Origin of the sequence: Runella defluvii (assembly GCF_014195535.1) — a bacterium.
GTDB classification, from domain to species: domain Bacteria; phylum Bacteroidota; class Bacteroidia; order Cytophagales; family Spirosomataceae; genus Runella; species Runella defluvii.
Genome location: NZ_JACIBY010000003.1, coordinates 522,263 through 542,580, shown reverse-complemented (window position 1 = coordinate 542,580; position 20,318 = coordinate 522,263). Strand labels below are relative to the sequence as shown.

Below are 20,318 nucleotides of genomic sequence, written 5' to 3'. Positions count from 1 at the left end.
AATTAGCAAAGGGCAAGCTTGCTTTTTGCCTCTTGCCTACTTGCCCTTTGCCTCTTATTTACTCTCTTTCACCGCTTTGGTCAAGCGAGGTAAAATGTCAAATACATCACCTACGATACCATAGTCGGCGGCTTTGAAAAATGGCGCTTCGGGGTCTTTGTTGATAGCCACAATCACTTTGGACGAGTTGACGCCCGCAAGGTGTTGAATGGCTCCCGAAATCCCGCAAGCAATGTACAAATTAGGTGCTACTTTGATACCCGTTTGGCCAATGTGCTCGTGGTGAGGACGCCAGTCAAGGTCAGAAACTGGTTTTGAACAACCCGTAGCTGCACCAAGTGACTGTGCCAAGTCGAGAAGCGGTTGCCAATGCTCAGGGCCTTTCATTCCACGTCCACCCGACACCACAATGTCGGCTTCGGTCAACGACAACTCGCCGCTGGCTTTTTCTTGGCTTATTACTTTTGCCACAAAATCGCCACCACCAAGGGCAGGAGAGAAGCCAACAACCTCGGCACTTCCGCTGCCAGCAATGGCCTCAATGGCGTTTTTCTTAATACCCAAAATTTTGATTGCTCCTTTTACCGCGACTGTCGCAAAGGCTTTTCCTGTATAAATACTGCGTTTTACTTTAAAACCGTCGGTCAAATCGGGCAGCTCAGTGACACCTGATACAATGCTTGCGCCTAATTTAGCGGCGGCACGTGCCCCCATCGAATCACACAAACCTGATTTTGGTAAAATAACAACCTCAGCTCCTTCTTGCTGCACTGCGGCGGCCAATACCGAGGCGTAAGCCATGGCATTTTCAGTGGCTAATTCTGACGCGTTGGCGTGCAAAACTTTGCTGGCTCCGTACGCACCTGCGGAGGCTAATTCCGACGCTTCGGCATTGCCAATGGCCAATACAGTGGCGGTTGTTCCTTTTACTTTGGCAATTTCTGCCCCGTAAGCAACGGCTTCCAAAGATGTTTTTTTGATACTACCGTTGTCGAGTTCTACAAATATTAAAATTGACATGATTTCTAAGTTTTTTGCGTTTGAAAATTGACAGTTTTTACAACACCTTCGCTTCTGTTTTGAGCAATGAAATGAGGGTTTCCGCTTGGTCGGCAGGAATCATCTTACAAGCACCTTTAGGGGCTGGCAAGGTATATTTGTCCAAGGTCGCAAGCTCGTCAACGGCCACTGGTTCAACCACTTTTAAGGGCTTCGTACGAGCAGTCATAATTCCACGCATGTTAGGGATTTTCCATTCAGCGATAGGTTCTTGGCAACCGAGTACCAACGGAAGTGGCGCTTCCAAGTTTTCCTTACCTCCTTCAATTTCGCGGGCAAACTTGGCGGTAGAACCTTCAATATCAAGTTTCATTACAGGAGAAAACGACGGAATTCCAAGCATTTCGCCCACCAAACTGTGAACAACTCCACTGTTAAAATCAATGGATTCGCGTCCCATCAAAATCAAGTCATAGCTTCCATCTTTGGCAATGGCTGCAATTTGGGCAGCGGTAAAGTACGAGTCTTGCGGGTCGCAATTGACACGAATGGCATCGTCGGCACCAATGGCCAATGCTTTACGGATTTGAGGGTCACTTTCGGCTTCGCCTACGTTCAAAACAGTGATGGTTCCTCCAAGCTTTTCTTTCAATTCAACGGCTCTGGCAAGGGCGTAGTCATCGTATGGGCCGATGATGTACTGCACGCCTGCTTTGTTAAATTTAGTGTCATTGTCGGTAAAACTGATTTTGGCCGTTGTATCAGGTACGTTGGTAATGCAAACTAAAATTTTCATGTGCTTCGTCGGGATTATTTGAAATATAACTTTAAGGAGATTTATTTTGTTGGTGCAAATATATAAAGCACAAGGTTTAAAAATAGTATGCTTGCATAATAATTTTTTATGGACAATAACCGACTCGAATTACTGCTTCAATTTTACGAAGAAGATTCTCAAGACCCTTTTAATGCATATGCGTTGGCAATGGAGTATCTAAACAAAGACACGGCGAAGGCCAAAGTCTATTTTGATACTTTGTTGGAAGAGCATCCTTCGTATTTACCAACGTATTACCATGCTGCGGCGTTGTATGCGGCCCTCGAAAACCTCGAACGGGCCGAGGCATTGTACCAAAAAGGGATGCAATTGGCTCTCCAACAACAAAATACCAAAACACTCCAAGAGCTACAACGCGCACACCGCCAATTTTTGGATGAACAGGAAGATTGGTAAAGCCCAGCAACCTGGGGAGTGAACCCCTTAAAGTTTGTTAAACTCTGCCACTTTGTCAGTTTTGTCGTCTATAATTTGTACCTTTGTGGTTCAATTTTTTTTTAACGAATTATTGGAATGATTACCTCAACATTAAAAATATTGTCGGAAAGCGATAAAGAGGCGTGCGAAGTCGTGAAAGTGAGTGAAGAAGAATTGGCGGCAGGAAAAAAACGGCTGTTTATCGAAAGCTATGGCTGTCAGATGAATTTTTCGGACAGCGAAATCGTCGCCGCAGTTATGCGTAATGCCGATTTTGCCACTACTTCTTCGGAAGACATGGCCGATGTCGTTTTCTTAAATACTTGTTCAATCCGTGATAACGCCGAGCAGAAAGTTAGAAACCGATTGAAACACCTCAACACGTTGAAGAAAAAACGCCCAGGTATGATTGTGGGTGTGTTGGGATGTATGGCAGAACGCCTAAAAACCAAGCTCTTAGAAGAAGAGAAAATTGTTGACATCGTGGCAGGCCCCGATTCTTACCGCGATTTACCACGGTTGGTAGAAGAGGCAGAAACGGGCCAAAAAGCAGTAAACGTATTTCTTTCCCGCGAAGAAACGTATGCCGATATATCACCTATTCGCCTCAATTCCAACGGAATCACGGCTTATATCAGTATCATGCGTGGCTGCGATAACATGTGTAGCTTCTGCGTAGTACCTTATACCCGTGGACGTGAGCGTAGCCGCGATCCCTTTAGCGTAGTTCGTGAAGCACAACAACTCTTTGATGAAGGCTACCGTGAAGTAACGCTTTTGGGTCAAAATGTGGATTCATATAAGTGGAAAGGGACAGAAGCAACTGCCGAAAACAATGATTTACCTACGATGGTGAATTTTGCACAGTTGTTGGAAATGGTTGCGACCATTAGCCCAGATTTGCGCGTACGTTTTAGTACTTCACACCCTAAAGACATTACCGATGACGTACTTTGGACGATGAAAAAGTACGAAAACATCTGTAAATATATCCACTTGCCTGCCCAAAGCGGAAACAGCCGCGTGTTGAAAATCATGAACCGTACGTACGACCGTGACTGGTACATCCAAAAAATTGACCGTATTCGTGAGATTTTAGGGGTGGATTGTGGTATTTCGACGGACATGATTACGGGCTTTTGTTCGGAAACGGAAGAAGAACACCAAGATACGTTGACGCTGATGGAGTACGTAAAATACGATTATGCGTACATGTTTGCTTACTCAGAACGCCCAGGAACACCAGCTGCCAAAAAACTCAAAGATGACATTGCGGAGGACGTAAAAAAACGCCGTTTGCAAGAAGTGATTGCGGTACAATTGCAGCACTCAAGCGAGCGCAATCAATTGGCCGTAGGTAAGATCCACAAAGTGTTGGTAGAAGGGCCATCAAAGCGCTCGGATGATTTCTTGTGTGGCCGCAACGACCAAAATAAAGTGGTAGTATTCCCGAAAGAAAATTTCAAAAAAGGAGACTACGTACAAGTGCTAGTAACAGAATGCTCGTCGGCTACTTTGATTGGCCATGTGGTAGAAACAGTTTAGGAACCAATGACAAACCCTGAAATTCAATCCATTAAAAACCGTTTTGGCATTATCGGGAATGCACCTGCCCTCAACTACGCCCTTAACGTAGCGATGCAGGTAGCCGCCACCGATTTGACAGTGCTCATAACGGGAGAAAGTGGAAGTGGGAAAGAGTCGTTTTCTAAGATAATTCACAATCTTAGTTCACGTAAACATGGCCCATTTATTGCCATCAACTGCGGCGCAATTCCCGAGGGAACCATTGACTCTGAGTTGTTTGGCCACGTGAAAGGTTCGTTTACGGGAGCTATCGAAGACCGTAAAGGATATTTTGAGATTACCAACGGTGGTACAATTTTCTTGGATGAAATTGCCGAAATGCCCGTAGGGACCCAAGCACGTTTATTGCGGGTATTGGAAAACAAGGAATTTATCCGTGTGGGGTCATCGGCAGTACAAAAAACCGATGTTCGTGTGGTTGCGGCAACAAACGTAAATTTGATTGACGCAGTGCAACGTGGTAAGTTTCGGGAAGATTTGTATTATCGACTCAATACAGTACCTATTGCCGTGCCACCCCTTCGTGAACGGGGAAGCGACATAGATTTATTGTTTCGAAAATTTACTTCAGATTTTGCAGAAAGGTACCGAATCGCACCTGTGACGCTTACGAATGAAGGGAAAGAAATGCTGATTAGCTATAATTTCCCAGGGAATATTCGTCAGTTAAAAAACATTGCCGAGCAAATCCAAATCTTAGAGGCGGAAAATAAAGTACCAATTACACCGCAAGTTTTGGTAAAATACTTACCTAATTACGCATCAACGACGCGCTCGATGACGTTTTTAGGAGCAGGAGGTAACAATGCCGCAGGGGGAGAGTCATTTAATGAGCGAGAATTGTTGTACAAAATTTTGTTTGACATGCGGCGCGATATGAATGACCTCAAGAAGCTGGTATTGAAGTTGTTGAGCGGCGATGCCCACCACGGAGAGATTTTGCGCGAACATGGTAGTCTATTTAGTAGTATAGAAGCCGACACGCAGCCTTTATCAGAAACTACGAAACTGTTGCCAAGCGGAACAGCCCTCAACGCATCCGCAACGCAGCATTCATCTGGGGCAATGTCGAATAATACCCCCAGTATTATTCAGATTTCCCCTTACGATAGCATTGAGAATGAGGTAGTGGATATTTCTCACGAAACAGCAGAGGATGAGTCGCTCTCCTTGGAACACAAAGAGAAAGAGATGATTGTGAAGGCTTTACAACGCAGCGCTGGCAAACGAAAATACGCAGCTCAAGCCCTCGGGATTTCAGAACGAACATTGTATCGTAAGATAAAACAGTATGATATTGAAGAAGATTAGTTTTCGGTTTCCTGTTTCGGGTTTCTTGTTTCGGGTTTTGAGTTTGGGGTTTCCTGTTTTTGGATTTCGGGCTTTAACTCTAAACCCTAAACCTCAAACTGTAAACCAGCAACCCCCAACTTCAAACCGTAAATTACAAACCGTAAACCTGATATTCCTAACGACTCTTTGTATATCGTTGTCAGGCTGTTATTCTTTTAGAGGAACGACGCTTTCGCCCGATTTTAAAAGTGTGACGATTACAAACTTTACGATGGGTACTGCGGGGGGGCCAGCCAACATGGCGTTGCAGTTCAATGAAAAAATGAAGGAGTATTATCAGCGTAATACCAGTTTGGCGCTATTGCCGCTAAACGGCGATTTGCAGTTGGAGGGTTCTATTACTGCCTATGAAGTTACTCCTGCGGCACCCACTGCCAATGACCAAGCGGCTCTAAACCGACTTTCTATTACGATTCAGGTAAAGTTTACCAATAACAAAGATGAAGAAAAGAACTTCGATCAAAGTTTTTCATTCTTCAAAGATTTTCCTCAAAGTCAGACACTAAGCCAAGTAGAAAGCCGACTTGTACCCCAAATTTTGGATCAAATTGTCCAAGATATTTTTAATAAGTCGGCAGGAGATTGGTAGGTTTTGTATAAAACGACCCCATATATGAGTAATCGTTACGTAAAAGAATCATTTTCGTACTGGACGTCGCATCCAGACGATATTACGGAGGCTGACATTCCTCACCTCAAGGAGGCGTCCGATTTGTACCCTTATTGTCAAACTTTACGGGTATTGATTGCCAAAGCAACTGCACTTCATCAGCCAGAAGTGGCGGAAGTTCCCATTCAGAAAGCCGCAGCGTATTCAATAAGTCGAAATACGTTGCGAAAATTAATCCAAAACGAATTTCAATGGTCGCCCAATCTCAAGAGTAAAAAATTTGAAAATGTATTGTGGCCAGCTGATTATCAGAAAAAGGAAGTGGAATCATTGGCAAAACCCCGATGGAATTTGCCTGAATTACCAAAAATTAGCCTTTTTGACGAACCATTAGATTCATTACAGCAGAAAACATTGATGCCAGAATTGCCACCTATTGACGACACGACATTGCGCGAGAACGTATTGCAGAATGATTTAGAACAGATTGAGAGTTCAACAGCCGAAGAAAATGTAAAGTTACATCGAGAACTTGAACGCCAAATTCAGATGGACATCATTGATAGCTTCATCGAAAATGAAGCTCGAATTGGTCCCATCCGCGCTAATCTGAACGACGTAGTTAATGTTGAACCTGAAGACCTTGCCAAAAAGCGAAACTCTACCGTCAGAAGAGAGGTAGTAAGCGAAGGGATGGCGCGAATCATGGTTCGGCAAGGAAAAATTGAACGGGCCATTGAAATATACGAGCAACTGATGTTGAAAAAACCAGAAAAAAAGGCGTACTTTGCCGAAAAGATAAAAGACTTAACCACGGAGTAGCAAGTGAAAGGTCAATCTTGAACTAGAAAACTCATAACTGAAAACAAAAAAATGTTTACCGTATTTATCGTTGTAATTGCTATTATCGCTGTATTGTTGGTTTTAATCGTATTGGTTCAAAACTCAAAAGGAGGCGGTTTAGCAGGAGAATTTGGAGGAAGTGGTGCGAGCCAAATGTTTGGTGTAAAACGTACGACTGACCTTTTGGAACAAATCACTTGGGGATTGGCAGGTGCGATGGCGATTTTAGCGTTGGTTTCGCATTTGTTCATCGGTGAGCCTCAAGCGGCAGGTGGAATCAACAGCGTAAACGTAGAGAAAGCGAACCAACGTTCGTTGCCTTCGGCTCCCGCGCCTACAACGCCTGCTCCAGCAACTACACCAGCTCCTGCACAACAACCAGCGCAGAAATAAGTCAGTGCTGTTGCTTCCAACGGAAGCCCAAAAGCCACGAAGAAATCAATTCTTCGTGGCTTTTTTGTGTGTTATAATGGAGTGTGTTGGAATTTTTAGGTTGGGAAGCAGTCCATGATTGTCAGTAAATTAGCGGGTTAGGTTTTCAGTTCCCAATTGGCTTCCGCCACCCATTGCCCAGCGACCCTTGGCTTTATTTCCGATAATCAGGTATTCGACGGTCCCAAAAGCTTGACCAAATCCGTAGCCAATTACGAGCATATCGCCACTCATAAATCCGACCCCGTTGTACGTTTGGCCCGCTATCGTCCACTGGGCTTGAAAAGTATCGCCCGTTTTTTGCATCATCAGTTTGCCTCGATAGGGACTGCCGTCGGCATTTTTTCCCTCTACATCGTATTGCCCGTTTTTTCCAACGATGATTTCTGTGCCCGTTTTTCCGTTGAGTTTTGAGGTAGTCCATACTCCTTGGAGCCGTTGTTGGGCTGGGCTTGTTTGGTAAACGACAATTCCGTAGGCGGAATTTATCCCATACCCAACAAACAATTTTCCGTTGACAAGTAAGCCAATTCCGCTGTAATTTCCTGCGGAAGTTTTCCAGTCAACGTCGTATGTGTTTCCTATTTTTGAAATGGACAACGCCCCTTCGTAGGGCTTACCGTTGGGTAGTTGAGCTTTTTCGATTTTCCAAGCCCCTTCTTGGGCTGAAGCTGTGTAAGAAGTCGTCATGAGCAGGAGGAGAGAAAGTAGTAGATTTTTCATGAAAAGGGTGTCCGCCAGAGGGGTTTGTTGGTTTTAGTATCAAATGAGATGGTGTAATATGCGTAGCTTGTGCCTAGTTCGAGGTGCATGCCTTTTTGAGCGCCCATTTCCACGTAGGCAGTGCCGTCTTTGTAAATCAAGGCACTAATGACGTGTTTGTCTAACTTCTCAAAGCGTTTGTTAAATAATACTTTTCCCGTATCTAGTTCAAGGACAATGGTTTGCCACGTTTGTGAATCAATCCGCTTTAGGAAAGAAACGGTTCCGTTGGCAATGGTCGAAAGAGTGACAGTTGTTGGGAAACTCCATAAACAGGCTCCTGTTTGGGGCGAATATCGACTTAGCGTTTGGTGGCGCGTGTCTTGGATAAACCAGTAGTCACCCACAATGATAAAATCATACGCATTGCGAGCGTCGGGCATTTTCTCTTTCCGAATGATTTTTCCAGTACTTGCCTCCATAATGATGTACTCCCATCGGTCTTTGGGGTTTTTGTCTAAGTCCGTTGTGCCTCTGTGTTGGGGTGGAACTACGTGCAAATACGCGCAAAAAAGACGGTCGTTTTCTAAAATAAGTGTACTTGAAGTAACGTAGGAGTGTTGAGCAGAATCGTAGGCTGACACTGTTTTTTCAACGGGGAAATCGGTATGCCAAACAACTTTTTGGGTAGCCTGGTCAATCAAGGCGATTCCTTGCTTTGACAAAAGTTGGCGATGTTTGTGTTCGTCGCGGGGTAGGTATAACCGATTTTTCAATAGAATGCTGTCGTGCCAAGAGCGGGTGGTGAGGTAGTTTTTCCAAACTGCTTTTGTACTATCAACTGGAAGTTCAAAACCATAACGCTCATTTTCTTTGGGGGAACTTAGCCCACAGGCTGATATAAGCCAAGATAAAATCCCCATGAGTAGAAGCGAATTTGAATAAAAGTAAAAAGTACGATTCATGTCTATAAGGAGGTTATTGCCATGTCCATATTTTAAGGTTTTTGATGATTCCCACTACATTATCGTTCCAATCAGTACTATTGGAAACAGTAGCGATAATTCCAATTTTTCCCATGGGAGAACGGTAATTAGCAGTAGGTTTGTTAATGATTATTCGTTCATTGACACTGATGGTCAGGTGATTACCTTTTTTGCGAATTTTCAACCTTTGTTTCTGAATAGATTTAAACGTCAATTCTTCTTTGATGGACACGAGTTTTTCATAGTCTGATTTACCGTTGAGATAAGTACGGAGTATTTGCCCGCTAGTCGTAATTTGGTCACCTGACCATGATTCAAGCTCCCCAATCATGGTTTTTTTGGTTTGGGATTGGTAATTGAAGACGATTCCGAGGTCAATTTTGCTTCCCCCCAACTCGATGTCCATTTCCGCCACAAAGTTGTCAAATACTTGTTTTGTTAATCCCAAAACATAGCTACTCGATGACTTTTTGTAGGCAATAGTGCTAAAAACAAGTTGATTTTTTTCAATCTTCGTAGTGGAAGCTTTGGAGTCAATAAGGTTGTTAAATTGATGGTTTTCAAATGTTTCATTGATGGATAAATGTAAATCATTGTCAGTTTTTTGTTGATTAAAAGCATCTTTACGAATAGTTTGTTGGAGTTCTTGTTGATTTTCCTTTTTGTTTTTGATGGCTTGAAGACTGTCCAAATGGGCTTTCCTTTGAGCCTCAATCCGAGCTTTTAAAAGGGCTTCAACGTTTTTAGGTTGGTTGGCCCACTGAATAAAAAAGTAGCCAGCAATAATCAAAACCAAAAGGATGGAGAGTAAAATTTTGAGCATGGGATTTACGAATAAGCACTGGTGTAGCTTTGGAGTGTTCCGAGGTATTTTTGGGGGAGGCAAATCTGGATACCGTCGATGGTACAACAAATAAAGGTTTGTAGAAAAAAACGCTTACTTTCCCAATGACGAATTTTTGTCCAAGGAAAAAGAAGTGGCGGATGCCCGAGCTGGAAAAATGGCATAATGTGCAGGTACATACCTTCTTGGGTAAAGGCGAGTCGAAGCAAGCCGTTATAATTGGAGAGACCAACCCGCCCCGTCACGTTGGCATAAAAACCCTCTTTTAAGGGTTGGGTAGCGAATTTTTTAGCTAGGTTTTGCCAACCACTGACGTGAGAAAAACCATAAACAACTGCCGACCACAGGATAGAAAATACGACCACAAAAGCAAGGGCGATGCCTGCAATAAATAATGCCATTTCCATGAGTTTAGCTGGCTATTCGGTGGGCGCGTTGAAAAAAAAGATATACTTGTTGAAACACTTTGCGTTTACGGCGCGCAATAGGTAAGCACAACCCATTTTGAAGATGTACTTCGTATTCAGGAAAATCACAGGAAGTAATCGAATCAAGATTGACCAAAAACGATTTATGAATGCGGGCGAAAGGGTAGGTTTTTAGTTCTTGGTTGTATTCTTTTAACGTTTTTGCCACCAGAAAACGCTGCCCGTCTTTTAGGTAGATGTTACTGTAGTTGACATCACTTTGGATATAAAGTATCTGATTGATTGGGATACTGACAAAGCGATTCATGTAGGGTAACGTGAGTTTGGGAATGGAAACTTTCCGCTGAGGAGGGGTTTTTACAAGCAGAGGCAAAGGCGGATGAGTGAGCGCGTTCATAACTTCAAGGGGTTTTGTTATTTTGATGATTCAAAAATAAATTGGACAAAATCCCCGAAAAACTACCGATGAATAACTGGCGGTATCTGTAAAAAGGTGGCGGGCTTGGATGTATTTTTGGTAATTTGCTACTTTGGGGATTGTTCAAAAGATTGATTGAAAAAACATGCGGTTTAAAGGCGGGCTTTTGTTGTACTTGCTAGGGTGGAGTATCCCGTCGCTGTTTGCGCAGGTGTTTCAAAATGCTTGGGTGGAAAATTTTGATAATCGAAACGGCCTTTCTCAAAATACAGTTTGGAGCATCAACCAAGATAGTCGGGGTTTTCTTTGGGTAGGTACTGACGATGGGTTGCTACGGTACGACGGGTATCAGTTCAAACCCTATCGGGCGCAGATTGGCAAATCTGCGGGGGGGCTTCCTAGTAATAGTATTCGGCAGTTATTCCACAATGGCGACGAGCACCTTTGGGTAGGAACTCGGAATGGCATTGCCCAACTCAATATATTGACGGATTCTATACGTACGTTTTTGCCAAACATTAGAATACGAAAAATCCTGCCAGGTGCCCAAGGGAAGCTTTGGGTGTGTAGCAACAAAGGACTCTATTTCCTAGATACTAAAAGCAAACGTACCTACTGCAAAATCCCCAAGCTTAATATACTAAATGCCGCACAGCTTGATACCAACAGGCTATTGATTTCTACCAGTGAAAACTATTGGTTGTTGGACGTCAAAAAAAACAAGTACAAGGTTGTGTCTTTTGGGCTGGCTCCCGACAATGACATTCGTCCGATGCAAGTATATAACAACTTGATTTGGATAGGGGTCGAAAATGAAGGCGTTTGGACGTTTGATAGTCATTCCCTGAAATTGGTAAAAAAGTATTCTTTACGAGCCCTTTTTCCTGAGCTTATTACATTTCCAATTCGATCGATGACAATTGGCAAAAACGGGCGATGTTGGTTGAGCCTACAGTCGGGGTTGGTTTGTTTGGATACCAAAACCGAAAAAATGGATTTTTTGCCGTCTGATTTGACGTACCAGCGCCTCAACAGCCTCAAAGGATCGCCGCTCAATGACATTTTTGAAGATAATTCGGGCTTAGTGTGGGTGGGGAGTAATAATAGTGGGCTGAACAAAATAAATCTTCGATTGGGTAAATTTCGGACCATAAATCAAGATTATGGGCTGAATTATAACTTCATTTTGTCTTTTGCTGAATCGGGCGACCATCTGTTGGTGGGAACAGATGGAGAAGGAATCAACGTTTGGAATAAGAAGACAGGAAAAGTGCGGGTGAGTAAACCAGAAACTGAAGGGCGAAGCCAGGTCTTTGCAATGATTGAGGTCGAACCAAGCCTTTTTTGGGGGGCAACGAGCAATGGCTTGGTGCAGTTTGATGCTAAAAAAGGAACGTTTACCGAACCTTCGCTTGCGTGCAAGGCAGCCTTCGATACGCTCCAATCAACCGCAATTCGGACGATTTACATGGATAGCCGAAAGCGGGTTTGGATGGGGACGGCCAAAGGGTTATTTACGTTTGATTATCCGACAAAAGCGTATCGTTTTTGGGCCAATGCAAGCGGGTACGACGATTTGATAAACTCATTTAAAGAAGATTCAAAAGGGACAATTTGGATTGGGAGAGGAGCAGGGTTGCAAAAGTATTCGCCTATCAATGAGACGATTGAGCCTGTGCCACTGGTGATACCGTCCACCCATATTGAGGTGGGGGATGTAAGCAGTGTCAACCTAAGCAGTGATTCCGTTCTTTGGATTAGTAGTTATCGGGTAGGTTTTGGGAAATACAATCCGCTGTCTAAGCGATTTAAGCTATATACCACCGACGACGGCCTGCCCAACAGCATCGTGTATGGTTCGTTGGTGGATGACAATGGGCAAGTATGGATGAGTACCAATATGGGCTTAGCACGGTTTAATCCTAAAAATGAGACTTTTACGGCTTTTGATGTACACGACGGTATTCAAAATAATGAGTTTAATGGAGGGGCTTACCTTAAGTTAGCTTCTGGTGAGATGGCGTTTGGGGGTGTCAATGGCTTTACTATTTTTCAACCTACAGGGCTACAACGCCGCGGTAGCCCTTCGCCTGTGGCCATTACAGAGGTAAAAGTGATGAACCATTCGGTGAATGTTTTTGGAAAAGGGATGATTGAAACGAGCTATACAGAAAACTTTTTGTCGTTTGAATTTGCTGCGCTAGATTTTACTTCACCCCAAAAGAATCAGTACGCGTATCAATTGGAGGGGGTTGATAAAAATTGGATATACAGCGGAAGCCGTCATTTTGTGAGCTATTCGCAAATTCCTCCAGGAGACTATGTTTTTAAAATAAAAGCGAGTAATTCGGACGGTGTTTGGAACGAAACTCCACTGACGTTGAAAGTAAGAGTGACCGCTCCTTTTTGGACAAAAGATTGGTTTCGTTTTTTGGCGATGATGGCGGGTGTTGGGGCGTTGGTAGTGTTTTTTACGGGAAGAATACGCCGTATTCAGGAGAGAGAAAAAGAAAAAGCGATGCTCAATCGCCAGATTGCAGCGTTGGAAATGAAGGCATTACGTGCCCAAATGAACCCGCATTTTATTTTTAATTGCCTCAATTCCATCAATAATTTTATTTTACACGACCAAAACCACCAAGCATCGAAGTACCTCACCAAGTTTTCTAAATTGATTCGGCAAATTTTGGACAATACCGATACGCCACTTCAGACCATCGAACGTATTGTAACCTTTATGAACCTTTATGTTGAGTTAGAACAAATGCGTTTTGGGAAAAATAAGTTTGATTTTGAAATTAAAGTAGATTCCCGCTTGGAGGCTCACGAAACCGTTTTTCCTACCATGATGATACAACCGCACGTCGAAAATGCCATTTGGCACGGACTGATGCACCGTACGGAACAAGGCAAAATTATACTCTCGTTTCAAAGAGAAACGTCAACGCTGGTGTCGTGTACCATTGAAGACAACGGAGTCGGGCGGGTAAAGTCAAAAGAGATAAGTAAACAATTGTCGCCCAGCCGAAAATCGAAAGGGACTCAAAACGTCCTCGAAAGCATCGAAACCTTTAACCGTCAGTACAATACCGAAGGGGCCAAAATCATCATCGACGATTTGTACGACCAAACGGGTGAGCCTTCAGGAACAAAAGTAAAAATAGTTTTGCCAGACATTGCCCAATTCAAATTATGTTAAAAGCGCTCATCGTTGACGACGAACTCATGGGGTGCCAAGCCCTTAAAAAACTCCTCGAACTGTATGCCCAAGACATTTACATTATGCAGTTTTGCCATTCGGCCGACGAAGGTGCCCGCGCGATTCAGGTGCTGAACCCTGATTTGGTTTTTTTGGACATTCAGATGCCTGGCAAAAGCGGATTTGACATGCTCGATGGCCTCGAACGGATTGATTTTGAGGTGATTTTTACCACAGGATTCGACCACTATGCCGTAAAAGCCTTTAAAATTGGGGCGGTCGATTATTTATTAAAACCGATTGATGGCGACGAACTTGAGGCCGCTATTCAACGCGCTTCTGAGCGTATAAAAACCAAAAAATCATCGGCTCAAAATGTAGAAGTACTGTTGCAAAACCTTCGAGGAGGACAGTCGGAGAGTATGCAAATGGCGCTTCCGACGCAAGAAGGGATTTTTTATGTACCGATTCGAGAAATTGTTCGCTGTGAATCAGATGCGAATTATACCATTTTTCATTTCATAGGTCGAAAAAAAATAATGGTGTCCAAAAACTTAAAAGAATACGAAGAATTGTTAAGCCCTTATGGCTTTGTACGGGTTCATAATCAGTACCTTATCAATTTACGTCAAGTGAAAAAATACATCAAAGGCGAGGGGGGAACGGTGGTAATGAACGACGATGCTCAGATTGAAGTAGCCCGTCGTCGAAAAGAGGTATTTTTGGCCGAGTTGTCGAAATTGACCATTCGATAACCCGCTTTTTGTTGTGAAAACGCCAAATACGTCGTTGTTTTGTAGCCGAATCAACTAGCTAAAGACATGGACCAAGTTTCGTATTGGCTTCATTACACCATTTTAGAAAACAAACTCAGCGATTTACTTTGGTTTGTGGGCATATTGGGCTTAGGAATCATCCTTCGGCGCGGACTTTCGTTTACTGTGAGTCGTACGATTTACCGTTTTATCAAAAGTGAGGCTGGCAATATTCCCGTGGCCGAATTTGTGCGCCTTACTCGCCGTCCTTTTGAGGCTCTTATCACTCTTGTTATTTTATTTTTGGCCTTTCATCACCTCAAAGTTCCTTCCGAATGGAATTGGGCTTCGCCTGAAAAATTTGGCTGGTTGATGCTGTTGGAGCGGGTCTTTCAAACGATGTTGTCGGTGGCTGTTGGCTGGTTAGGAATTCGACTAATAAAATTTATTTCCTTGATATTCAAGCAGCAAGCTGCCGAAACGCCCTCTGCCTTAGATGATCAACTCGTCCCTTTCTTCAAAGACATTGCCATCGTTTTTTGGACCCTGACGTGTTTTTTTGTCATGCTTCACAAAGTGTATGAGGTAAACGTTTGGGCACTAATTACCAGTTTGGGAATTGGGGGAGTGGTGATTGCGTTGGCGGCCCGCGAAACGCTCGAAAACCTCATCGCCTCAATAACCATCATGCTCGAACGCCCTTTTTTGGTGGGGCAGTCGGTGGTACTGGATAAGATTTCGGGAGAGGTAGAACAAATTGGGTTTAGAAGCACGCGCGTTCGTTCGGACGATGGCAGTTTGATAACCGTGCCCAACCGTTTGATGGTGACGCAAGCCCTCGAAAATGTCTCACAACGAACCCACCGCCGCGCCAAGTATTACGTTCGATTGGCGTACGATACACCTTCGGAAACCATTGAAAAAATCATCGAAGAAATTCGTGAGTACTTACTTTCGCAGTACATTACGGGGTCGAAAGAGCCCACAGTGCGGTTAGAGCTTTTGAGTGAAAGTTCGTTGGACGTAGTAGTAATTTACCACGTGGGCACGTCCGTTTGGAAGGAATTTATGCGCGTGCGGGAAGAAGTAAATTTCAAAATACTAGAAATCGTCCGAACCCAAGGTGCCACTTTTGCCTTGCCAAGTAGAGCGCTTTTTGTGCGTGGGGTGGAGAGTTTAACGCAAGCGAGTGAGGAGGAAGGTGTTAGTAAATCTCCGCTTTCTGAAGCCAAGCCGCTAAGTCCATCAGCCAAGCTACTCCCACATGAACAATAATGCCGCCCCAGATACTTCTCGTTTGTAGGGCCAACACACCAAGAATATAGCCTCCGAAAATTGAGCCGATGGTTTCTCCCAATGGTTTTCCAAAATGAAGAGAGGCATAACAGACGACCATTGGAATGATGACACCTCGACCTAAAAATCGAGCCATTCCAATGGTTAAAAATCCTCGAAAAAGCCACTCCGTAATGCAGAAATCAAAACCATAACACACCTCATAAAACAGGGTTGTTACCCAAGGAGCTACCCCAAAAAACTCGTCGGCATTAGAGCCTTTGTAGGAAGGGTATGAGCGCAAAAAATCAGGTTGAAACGATGCCCAACTGATAAGGGGCACCATCAAAACAACCAAAAGCAAGTAGGGCTTTACAACAAACCATTGGGGACGCAGTCCGTAAAAGTAAGAAGGCTGCTGTTCAATGAGATTATAAAAGAGCAAAAAGGGAAGAACGACGGTTAAAACCGAAAAAAGGTTAGACAAACAATGGAACGCAAAGATGTAAATTTGTCCATCAAAAAGCGTCTTACTCCATTGGTTGTACGCATAAAAGCCGCCGTCTAATCCCAACACTCCCAAGATAAATAGACTATACAGCCAGAAAGTAGGCGTACGCAGTGCGGAGGTTTCTTTTTTACAAAGGGTATAAATAAAAACGCCTCCGTAATAAGCGAAGGCGTATAGTAAAAAATACCAGAAAATGCGAATCGAGTTGCCACGATAACTATCAATGATTCCCCGTTCTAAATTTATACGGTAATTGATGGCAATGATTACCACCAAAAAAACAGCTGTAAAGCCATACGTTTTAGCATCAAAATCTGCTTTTACGTGCTCTTTAAGGCTGTTCCAGATTTTTTTCATGACAAGTTGCGGCCAGCTTCAACAGCATTGCGAACGCTTCCGTGGGCATCCAAGAGCGCTTGCGCTTCTTCGGGGGTTATGTGCGGCAATTCCTCTCGTACCATTCGGATGGCGCGTTGAACGAGTTTAAAATTGGTCATTTGCATATCCACCATTTTGTTGCCCTGGACGCGTCCAAGTTGAATCATGACCGAAGTGGAAATCATATTGAGGGCTAATTTTTGGGCCGTTCCTGATTTCATGCGCGTACTACCAGTGACAAACTCGGGACCTACGACGATTTCGACGGGATATTCGGCCGCAGCGGCTACTTTTGACCCTACGTTGCATACAATACACCCCGTCAGAATGCCTGCACTGCGGGCTTGATTGAGTCCACCAATCACATACGGTGTACGACCCGACGCCGCAATTCCAATCAATGAATCTAGTTCGTCAATGTCATAGGCTTGGAGGTCAATCCAGGCCTGATTGGGGTCATCTTCGGCATTTTCGACGGCTTTACGGATGGCACTGTCGCCGCCCGCCATGATACCAATGACCAAATCAAAAGGTACGCCGTACGTTGGGGGGCATTCTGAGGCATCTACCACACCTAAGCGACCACTTGTTCCTGCACCAATGTAAAAAAGGCGACCACCTTGTTTCATTCTAACGACGATTTGCTCAACCAATGCCTCTATTTGAGGAATGGCTTTTTCGACGGCGTAAGGAACTGTTTTGTCTTCGTTGTTGATGTTAGTGAGCAACTCCCGAACACTCATTTGGTCGAGGTTGTCATAATGTGAAGTAGATTCTGTCGTAGATAGCATGATTTTTAATGTCGAATGTCAAGTGCAAAGCGTCGAATAACACTTATTTTAAATGTGCTAACACTGTGATTCCACCTGTTGTTTTTTCTTCAAGATTTACTTTAATATCAGCATCCAGTGGTAAGTAAATATCGACGCGTGAGCCAAACTTTATAAATCCCATTTCGGATCCTTGGCTTACCTGTTGACCTTCTTTTACGTACCAAACAATGCGTTTAGCTAAGGCACCCGCAATCTGACGAAAAAGCACTTCAACTCCGTTGGGTGCTTTTATGACCGTAGTTGTGCGTTCGTTTTCTGTACTAGATTTGGGATGCCACGCCACCAAGTATTTGCCTGGGTGGTATTTGAAATAGTTAACCACACCAGCAATGGGGTTCCAGTTGATATGGACATTGATGGGGGACATGAAAATAGAAACTTGCCGACGTGGGCCTTTAAAGTATTCTGTTTCAACCACTTCTTCAATGACGACCACTTTGCCATCGCAAGGGGCAATTACGTGATTGGGGTGAATGGGCGTAATCCGCGTTGGTTTACGGAAAAATTGAACAATAATAAAAAAGAAGACGAGTGATACCACAAGCCAAGTGGTTGTTAGCCATTCGATTTCGCCTATAAAGTAGCGCAAGAGCCAATTGGTAATTAATACAAATGCGCCTGCTAAACCAATACTAGCGAAACCTTCTTTATGAATTGTCATACGTACGGGGTTTTTAGATAAACGTTGCAAAAGTAGGTAAACCGCTTCAATTTTTCTATCTTTACTTTATCATCAAAGCGACAATTGTATGACTGCCTCGGTTGATATGCCTCAAAAACGGAAGCGAAAAGTGCCCGATTATTTGATTTACGAAACCCTCAACGGAAAACCTCTTTATTACAAAGGTTACAAGGATGTGATTCGTAAAAAGAAAAAACCAGAAGAAATTATGGGAAGTAGTTCGTTGCAAGCAGCTATTGTTTCACTAATTCATGTGTATCTGTCGGTTCATCTTTCGGACGACTACTTGGTCGTTACCAACGAGGCTGGTTTGCATATTGATGTAGGAGATAACCTTGCAAACGACATTGCTGTCTATTGGCAAGATGATATAGGTACGCTGAATGACAATTATTTTTCAACTTCCCCTCATGTGGTTATTGAAGTAGATATCAAAGCTGACATGGCCGACTATGCCACTGATGAGGAGTATATTATTGAAAAAACGCAAAAAATGTTGGATTTTGGAACTCAAAAAATTGTTTGGGTATTGACCAAAAATCAAAAAATTGTGGTGGCCGAAAAGTTAAATCCAACTTGGTTAATAACAAATTGGCAGCAAGACATCGTCATTGATGAAAACTGTATCCTGAACTTGAACGAATTGGTTAAGAAAAAGCGATTGACTGCATTTTTGAGCAAATAGATAATGAAAAGGGCAAGTTACAGTTAGCAACTTGCCCTTTTCATTATCTAATAACCACCACGGTACTTATAGGTACTTGCTACTTTGTCGATAGCAACAATATAAGCCGCAAGTCGCATGTTTACTTGGTATTTTTGCGAAGTAGCATACACGTTTTCAAAGGCATCTTTCATGATGCGATCCGAACGGCGGTTGATGCGTTCGAGGTTCCATTTGTAACCAATACGGTTTTGAACCCACTCAAAGTAAGAAACCGTCACACCGCCTGCATTGGCCAAGATGTCGGGAACGACCATGATCCCCTTTTCATTGATGATGTCATCGGCACTCGCAGAAGTAGGCCCATTGGCACCCTCCACAATCATTTTAGCTTGGATATACGCGGCATTGTCGTGGGTAATAACATCTTCTTTGGCCGCTGGTACCAACACATCTACTTGAAGTGAAAGGAGTTCTTCGTTCGTTATTTTGTCGGCCTCCTTATAACCCTCCATAATGCCACCATTGGCAGCGCGGTACTTCATGGCATCCTCAATGTCGATACCTCGGGCATTGAAATACCCACCCGAAATATCACTGATGGCTTGGACTGTGACGCCGCGTTCGTGCATGAGCGAGGCGGCAAACATCCCTACGTTTCCAAACCCTTGAACGGCGGCCGTTGCCCGGTACGGATTGATGCGCATTTTTTCCATAGCAGCAAGCGCCGAAACCGTTACGCCACGGCCTGTTGCTTCGGTACGGCCAAGTGAACCACCCAATACGAGCGGTTTGCCCGTTACCACGCCGTGAACGGTCATACCCATGGCTTTGGAGTATTCATCCATTAACCACGCCATTTCGCGGGGACCTGTCCCCATGTCGGGGGCGGGAATGTCTTTGTCGGGGCCAAAAACATCGAGCATCGACAAGGTGTAAGCGCGCATGAGGCGTTCGATTTCACCTGCTGACATCGTACGAGGGTTGCAAGCAATCCCTCCTTTTGCTCCGCCGTACGGAATATCTACTACGGCACATTTCCAGGTCATCCATGCGGCAAGGGCACGCACTTCGTCAATGTTGACGGCCATATCAAATCGAATCCCTCCTTTGGCGGGGCCAAGGATGGTAGAGTGAATGACGCGATAACCTTCAAAGACTTTGATTTGCCCATTGTCCATCGTAACGGGAAGACCGACTACGACCTGTTTGCGGGGGACTTTGAGGATGTGGTACATTTCATCGCTAATACCAAGGAGTTCGGCCGCTTTGTCAAAACGCGACATCATCGACTCCAATGGATTCTCCTTATCTTTGATAGGAGCAGGCTCAATGTAAGTCATAACTTTAAAGAAATCTGATTATTTGGAATGTTCGTTTGATGATAAAATCTCTGGACACAAAAAGCGTCTGAGCTTCTTGGCGCAAACTTACTATTATTATAACCAAAAATACAAAAGGATAGTTTTTTCTTGATATAATACAATAAATGACTTTAAAAGGAAATGCAAGTCTTTGCCAAAAGGTTGAAATAGTCTATAGGTTCTTGGGGTTTTATCCAAAT

Annotated in this window: 21 protein-coding genes; 10 read left to right on the top strand and 11 right to left on the bottom strand. The window is 43.8% G+C overall.

All coding sequences use genetic code 11. The features are described from left to right. Nucleotides 1–54: 54 nt before the first annotated feature. Together FHS57_RS09775 and FHS57_RS09770 are read right to left on the bottom strand one after the other, a co-directional pair. A complete protein-coding gene (locus FHS57_RS09775) occupies nt 55–1,020 on the bottom strand; it encodes an electron transfer flavoprotein subunit alpha/FixB family protein (RefSeq protein ID WP_183972967.1) in 966 nt (321 codons plus the stop codon). 37 nt (nt 1,021–1,057) lie between these two features. After that, on the bottom strand, nt 1,058–1,795 hold the full coding sequence (locus FHS57_RS09770; RefSeq protein WP_183972965.1) for an electron transfer flavoprotein subunit beta/FixA family protein: 738 nt from the start codon (nt 1,793–1,795) through the stop codon (nt 1,058–1,060). A gap of 108 nt (nt 1,796–1,903) precedes the next feature. On the opposite strand from FHS57_RS09770, the gene FHS57_RS09765 reads away from it, so the two are divergent. The 6 genes from FHS57_RS09765 to secG all read left to right on the top strand — a co-directional run bounded on the left by FHS57_RS09765 (nt 1,904) and on the right by secG (nt 7,040). Continuing rightward, nucleotides 1,904–2,233: a tetratricopeptide repeat protein gene (locus FHS57_RS09765; RefSeq protein ID WP_183972963.1), complete on the top strand. Its 330-nt coding sequence runs from the start codon at nt 1,904–1,906 to the stop codon at nt 2,231–2,233. 117 nt (nt 2,234–2,350) lie between these two features. Continuing rightward, nucleotides 2,351–3,799, top strand: a complete 1,449-nt coding sequence (gene miaB, locus FHS57_RS09760) for a tRNA (N6-isopentenyl adenosine(37)-C2)-methylthiotransferase MiaB (protein ID WP_183972961.1) — start codon at nt 2,351–2,353, stop codon at nt 3,797–3,799. A gap of 6 nt (nt 3,800–3,805) precedes the next feature. Next, nucleotides 3,806–5,152 (top strand): sigma-54 interaction domain-containing protein, encoded by a 1,347-nt coding sequence (locus tag FHS57_RS09755; protein WP_183972959.1) that lies wholly within the window; start codon nt 3,806–3,808, stop codon nt 5,150–5,152. Next, nucleotides 5,139–5,783: an LPS assembly lipoprotein LptE gene (gene lptE, locus FHS57_RS09750; RefSeq protein ID WP_229601296.1), complete on the top strand. Its 645-nt coding sequence runs from the start codon at nt 5,139–5,141 to the stop codon at nt 5,781–5,783. The genes FHS57_RS09755 and lptE overlap by 14 nt, the downstream gene beginning before the upstream one ends. A 24-nt stretch (nt 5,784–5,807) precedes the next feature. Next, nucleotides 5,808–6,626 carry a DUF8458 domain-containing protein gene (locus FHS57_RS09745; protein WP_183972957.1) on the top strand — a complete coding sequence of 273 codons (819 nt, stop codon included), beginning with the start codon at nt 5,808–5,810 and terminating at the stop codon, nt 6,624–6,626. Between the two features lie 51 nt (nt 6,627–6,677). Further along, nucleotides 6,678–7,040 carry a preprotein translocase subunit SecG gene (gene secG, locus FHS57_RS09740; RefSeq protein ID WP_183972954.1) on the top strand — a complete coding sequence of 121 codons (363 nt, stop codon included), beginning with the start codon at nt 6,678–6,680 and terminating at the stop codon, nt 7,038–7,040. A gap of 129 nt (nt 7,041–7,169) precedes the next feature. On the opposite strand, the gene FHS57_RS09735 is transcribed toward secG, so the two are convergent. From FHS57_RS09735 to FHS57_RS09715, 5 genes are read right to left on the bottom strand one after another with little or no spacing between them, the layout of a single operon-like run. Further along, a complete protein-coding gene (locus tag FHS57_RS09735; protein ID WP_183972952.1) occupies nt 7,170–7,802 on the bottom strand; it encodes a hypothetical protein in 633 nt (210 codons plus the stop codon). Then, nucleotides 7,799–8,746 carry a PQQ-like beta-propeller repeat protein gene (locus FHS57_RS09730; RefSeq protein ID WP_183972950.1) on the bottom strand — a complete coding sequence of 316 codons (948 nt, stop codon included), beginning with the start codon at nt 8,744–8,746 and terminating at the stop codon, nt 7,799–7,801. The genes FHS57_RS09735 and FHS57_RS09730 overlap by 4 nt, the downstream gene beginning before the upstream one ends. Nucleotides 8,747–8,759: 13 nt before the next feature. Beyond that, on the bottom strand, nt 8,760–9,590 hold the full coding sequence (locus FHS57_RS09725; protein WP_183972948.1) for a hypothetical protein: 831 nt from the start codon (nt 9,588–9,590) through the stop codon (nt 8,760–8,762). Between the two features lie 5 nt (nt 9,591–9,595). After that, nucleotides 9,596–10,012 carry a hypothetical protein gene (locus tag FHS57_RS09720; RefSeq protein WP_183972946.1) on the bottom strand — a complete coding sequence of 139 codons (417 nt, stop codon included), beginning with the start codon at nt 10,010–10,012 and terminating at the stop codon, nt 9,596–9,598. A gap of 10 nt (nt 10,013–10,022) precedes the next feature. Next, nucleotides 10,023–10,436, bottom strand: a complete 414-nt coding sequence (locus tag FHS57_RS09715; RefSeq protein WP_183972944.1) for a LytTR family DNA-binding domain-containing protein — start codon at nt 10,434–10,436, stop codon at nt 10,023–10,025. Nucleotides 10,437–10,602: 166 nt separating this feature from the next. Here FHS57_RS09715 and FHS57_RS09710 point away from each other — a divergent pair, with 166 nt between their 5' ends. From FHS57_RS09710 to FHS57_RS09700, 3 genes are all read left to right on the top strand, one after another. Next, nucleotides 10,603–13,656 carry a ligand-binding sensor domain-containing protein gene (locus FHS57_RS09710; RefSeq protein WP_183972943.1) on the top strand — a complete coding sequence of 1,018 codons (3,054 nt, stop codon included), beginning with the start codon at nt 10,603–10,605 and terminating at the stop codon, nt 13,654–13,656. Continuing rightward, nucleotides 13,650–14,411, top strand: coding sequence for a LytR/AlgR family response regulator transcription factor (locus FHS57_RS09705; RefSeq protein WP_183972941.1), 762 nt, complete (start codon nt 13,650–13,652; stop codon nt 14,409–14,411). Before FHS57_RS09710 ends, FHS57_RS09705 begins: the two co-directional genes overlap by 7 nt. Before the next feature lie 66 nt (nt 14,412–14,477). After that, the gene (locus FHS57_RS09700) at nt 14,478–15,686 is read left to right on the top strand and encodes a mechanosensitive ion channel family protein (RefSeq protein ID WP_183972939.1); all 1,209 of its coding nucleotides are present in this window, start codon (nt 14,478–14,480) and stop codon (nt 15,684–15,686) included. On the opposite strand, the gene FHS57_RS09695 is transcribed toward FHS57_RS09700, so the two are convergent. The 3 genes from FHS57_RS09695 to FHS57_RS09685 are packed head-to-tail and all read right to left on the bottom strand — an operon-like array spanning nt 15,616 to nt 18,069. Continuing rightward, nucleotides 15,616–16,554, bottom strand: coding sequence for a CPBP family intramembrane glutamic endopeptidase (locus FHS57_RS09695; RefSeq protein WP_183972937.1), 939 nt, complete (start codon nt 16,552–16,554; stop codon nt 15,616–15,618). The genes FHS57_RS09700 and FHS57_RS09695 overlap by 71 nt on opposite strands. Continuing rightward, nucleotides 16,551–17,366, bottom strand: coding sequence for an N-acetylmuramic acid 6-phosphate etherase (gene murQ, locus FHS57_RS09690; RefSeq protein ID WP_183972934.1), 816 nt, complete (start codon nt 17,364–17,366; stop codon nt 16,551–16,553). The genes FHS57_RS09695 and murQ overlap by 4 nt, the downstream gene beginning before the upstream one ends. Before the next feature lie 43 nt (nt 17,367–17,409). Further along, entirely contained in the window at nt 17,410–18,069 is a 660-nt protein-coding gene (locus FHS57_RS09685) for a phosphatidylserine decarboxylase family protein (RefSeq protein WP_028525475.1), read from the bottom strand. Nucleotides 18,070–18,157: 88 nt separating this feature from the next. Here FHS57_RS09685 and FHS57_RS09680 point away from each other — a divergent pair, with 88 nt between their 5' ends. Then, nucleotides 18,158–18,775 carry a Uma2 family endonuclease gene (locus FHS57_RS09680; protein ID WP_183972932.1) on the top strand — a complete coding sequence of 206 codons (618 nt, stop codon included), beginning with the start codon at nt 18,158–18,160 and terminating at the stop codon, nt 18,773–18,775. A 47-nt stretch (nt 18,776–18,822) separates the two neighbouring features. Here FHS57_RS09680 and FHS57_RS09675 read toward each other — a convergent pair whose 3' ends face one another. Further along, nucleotides 18,823–20,097, bottom strand: a complete 1,275-nt coding sequence (locus FHS57_RS09675; protein WP_183972931.1) for a Glu/Leu/Phe/Val family dehydrogenase — start codon at nt 20,095–20,097, stop codon at nt 18,823–18,825. Nucleotides 20,098–20,318: the final 221 nt, after the last annotated feature.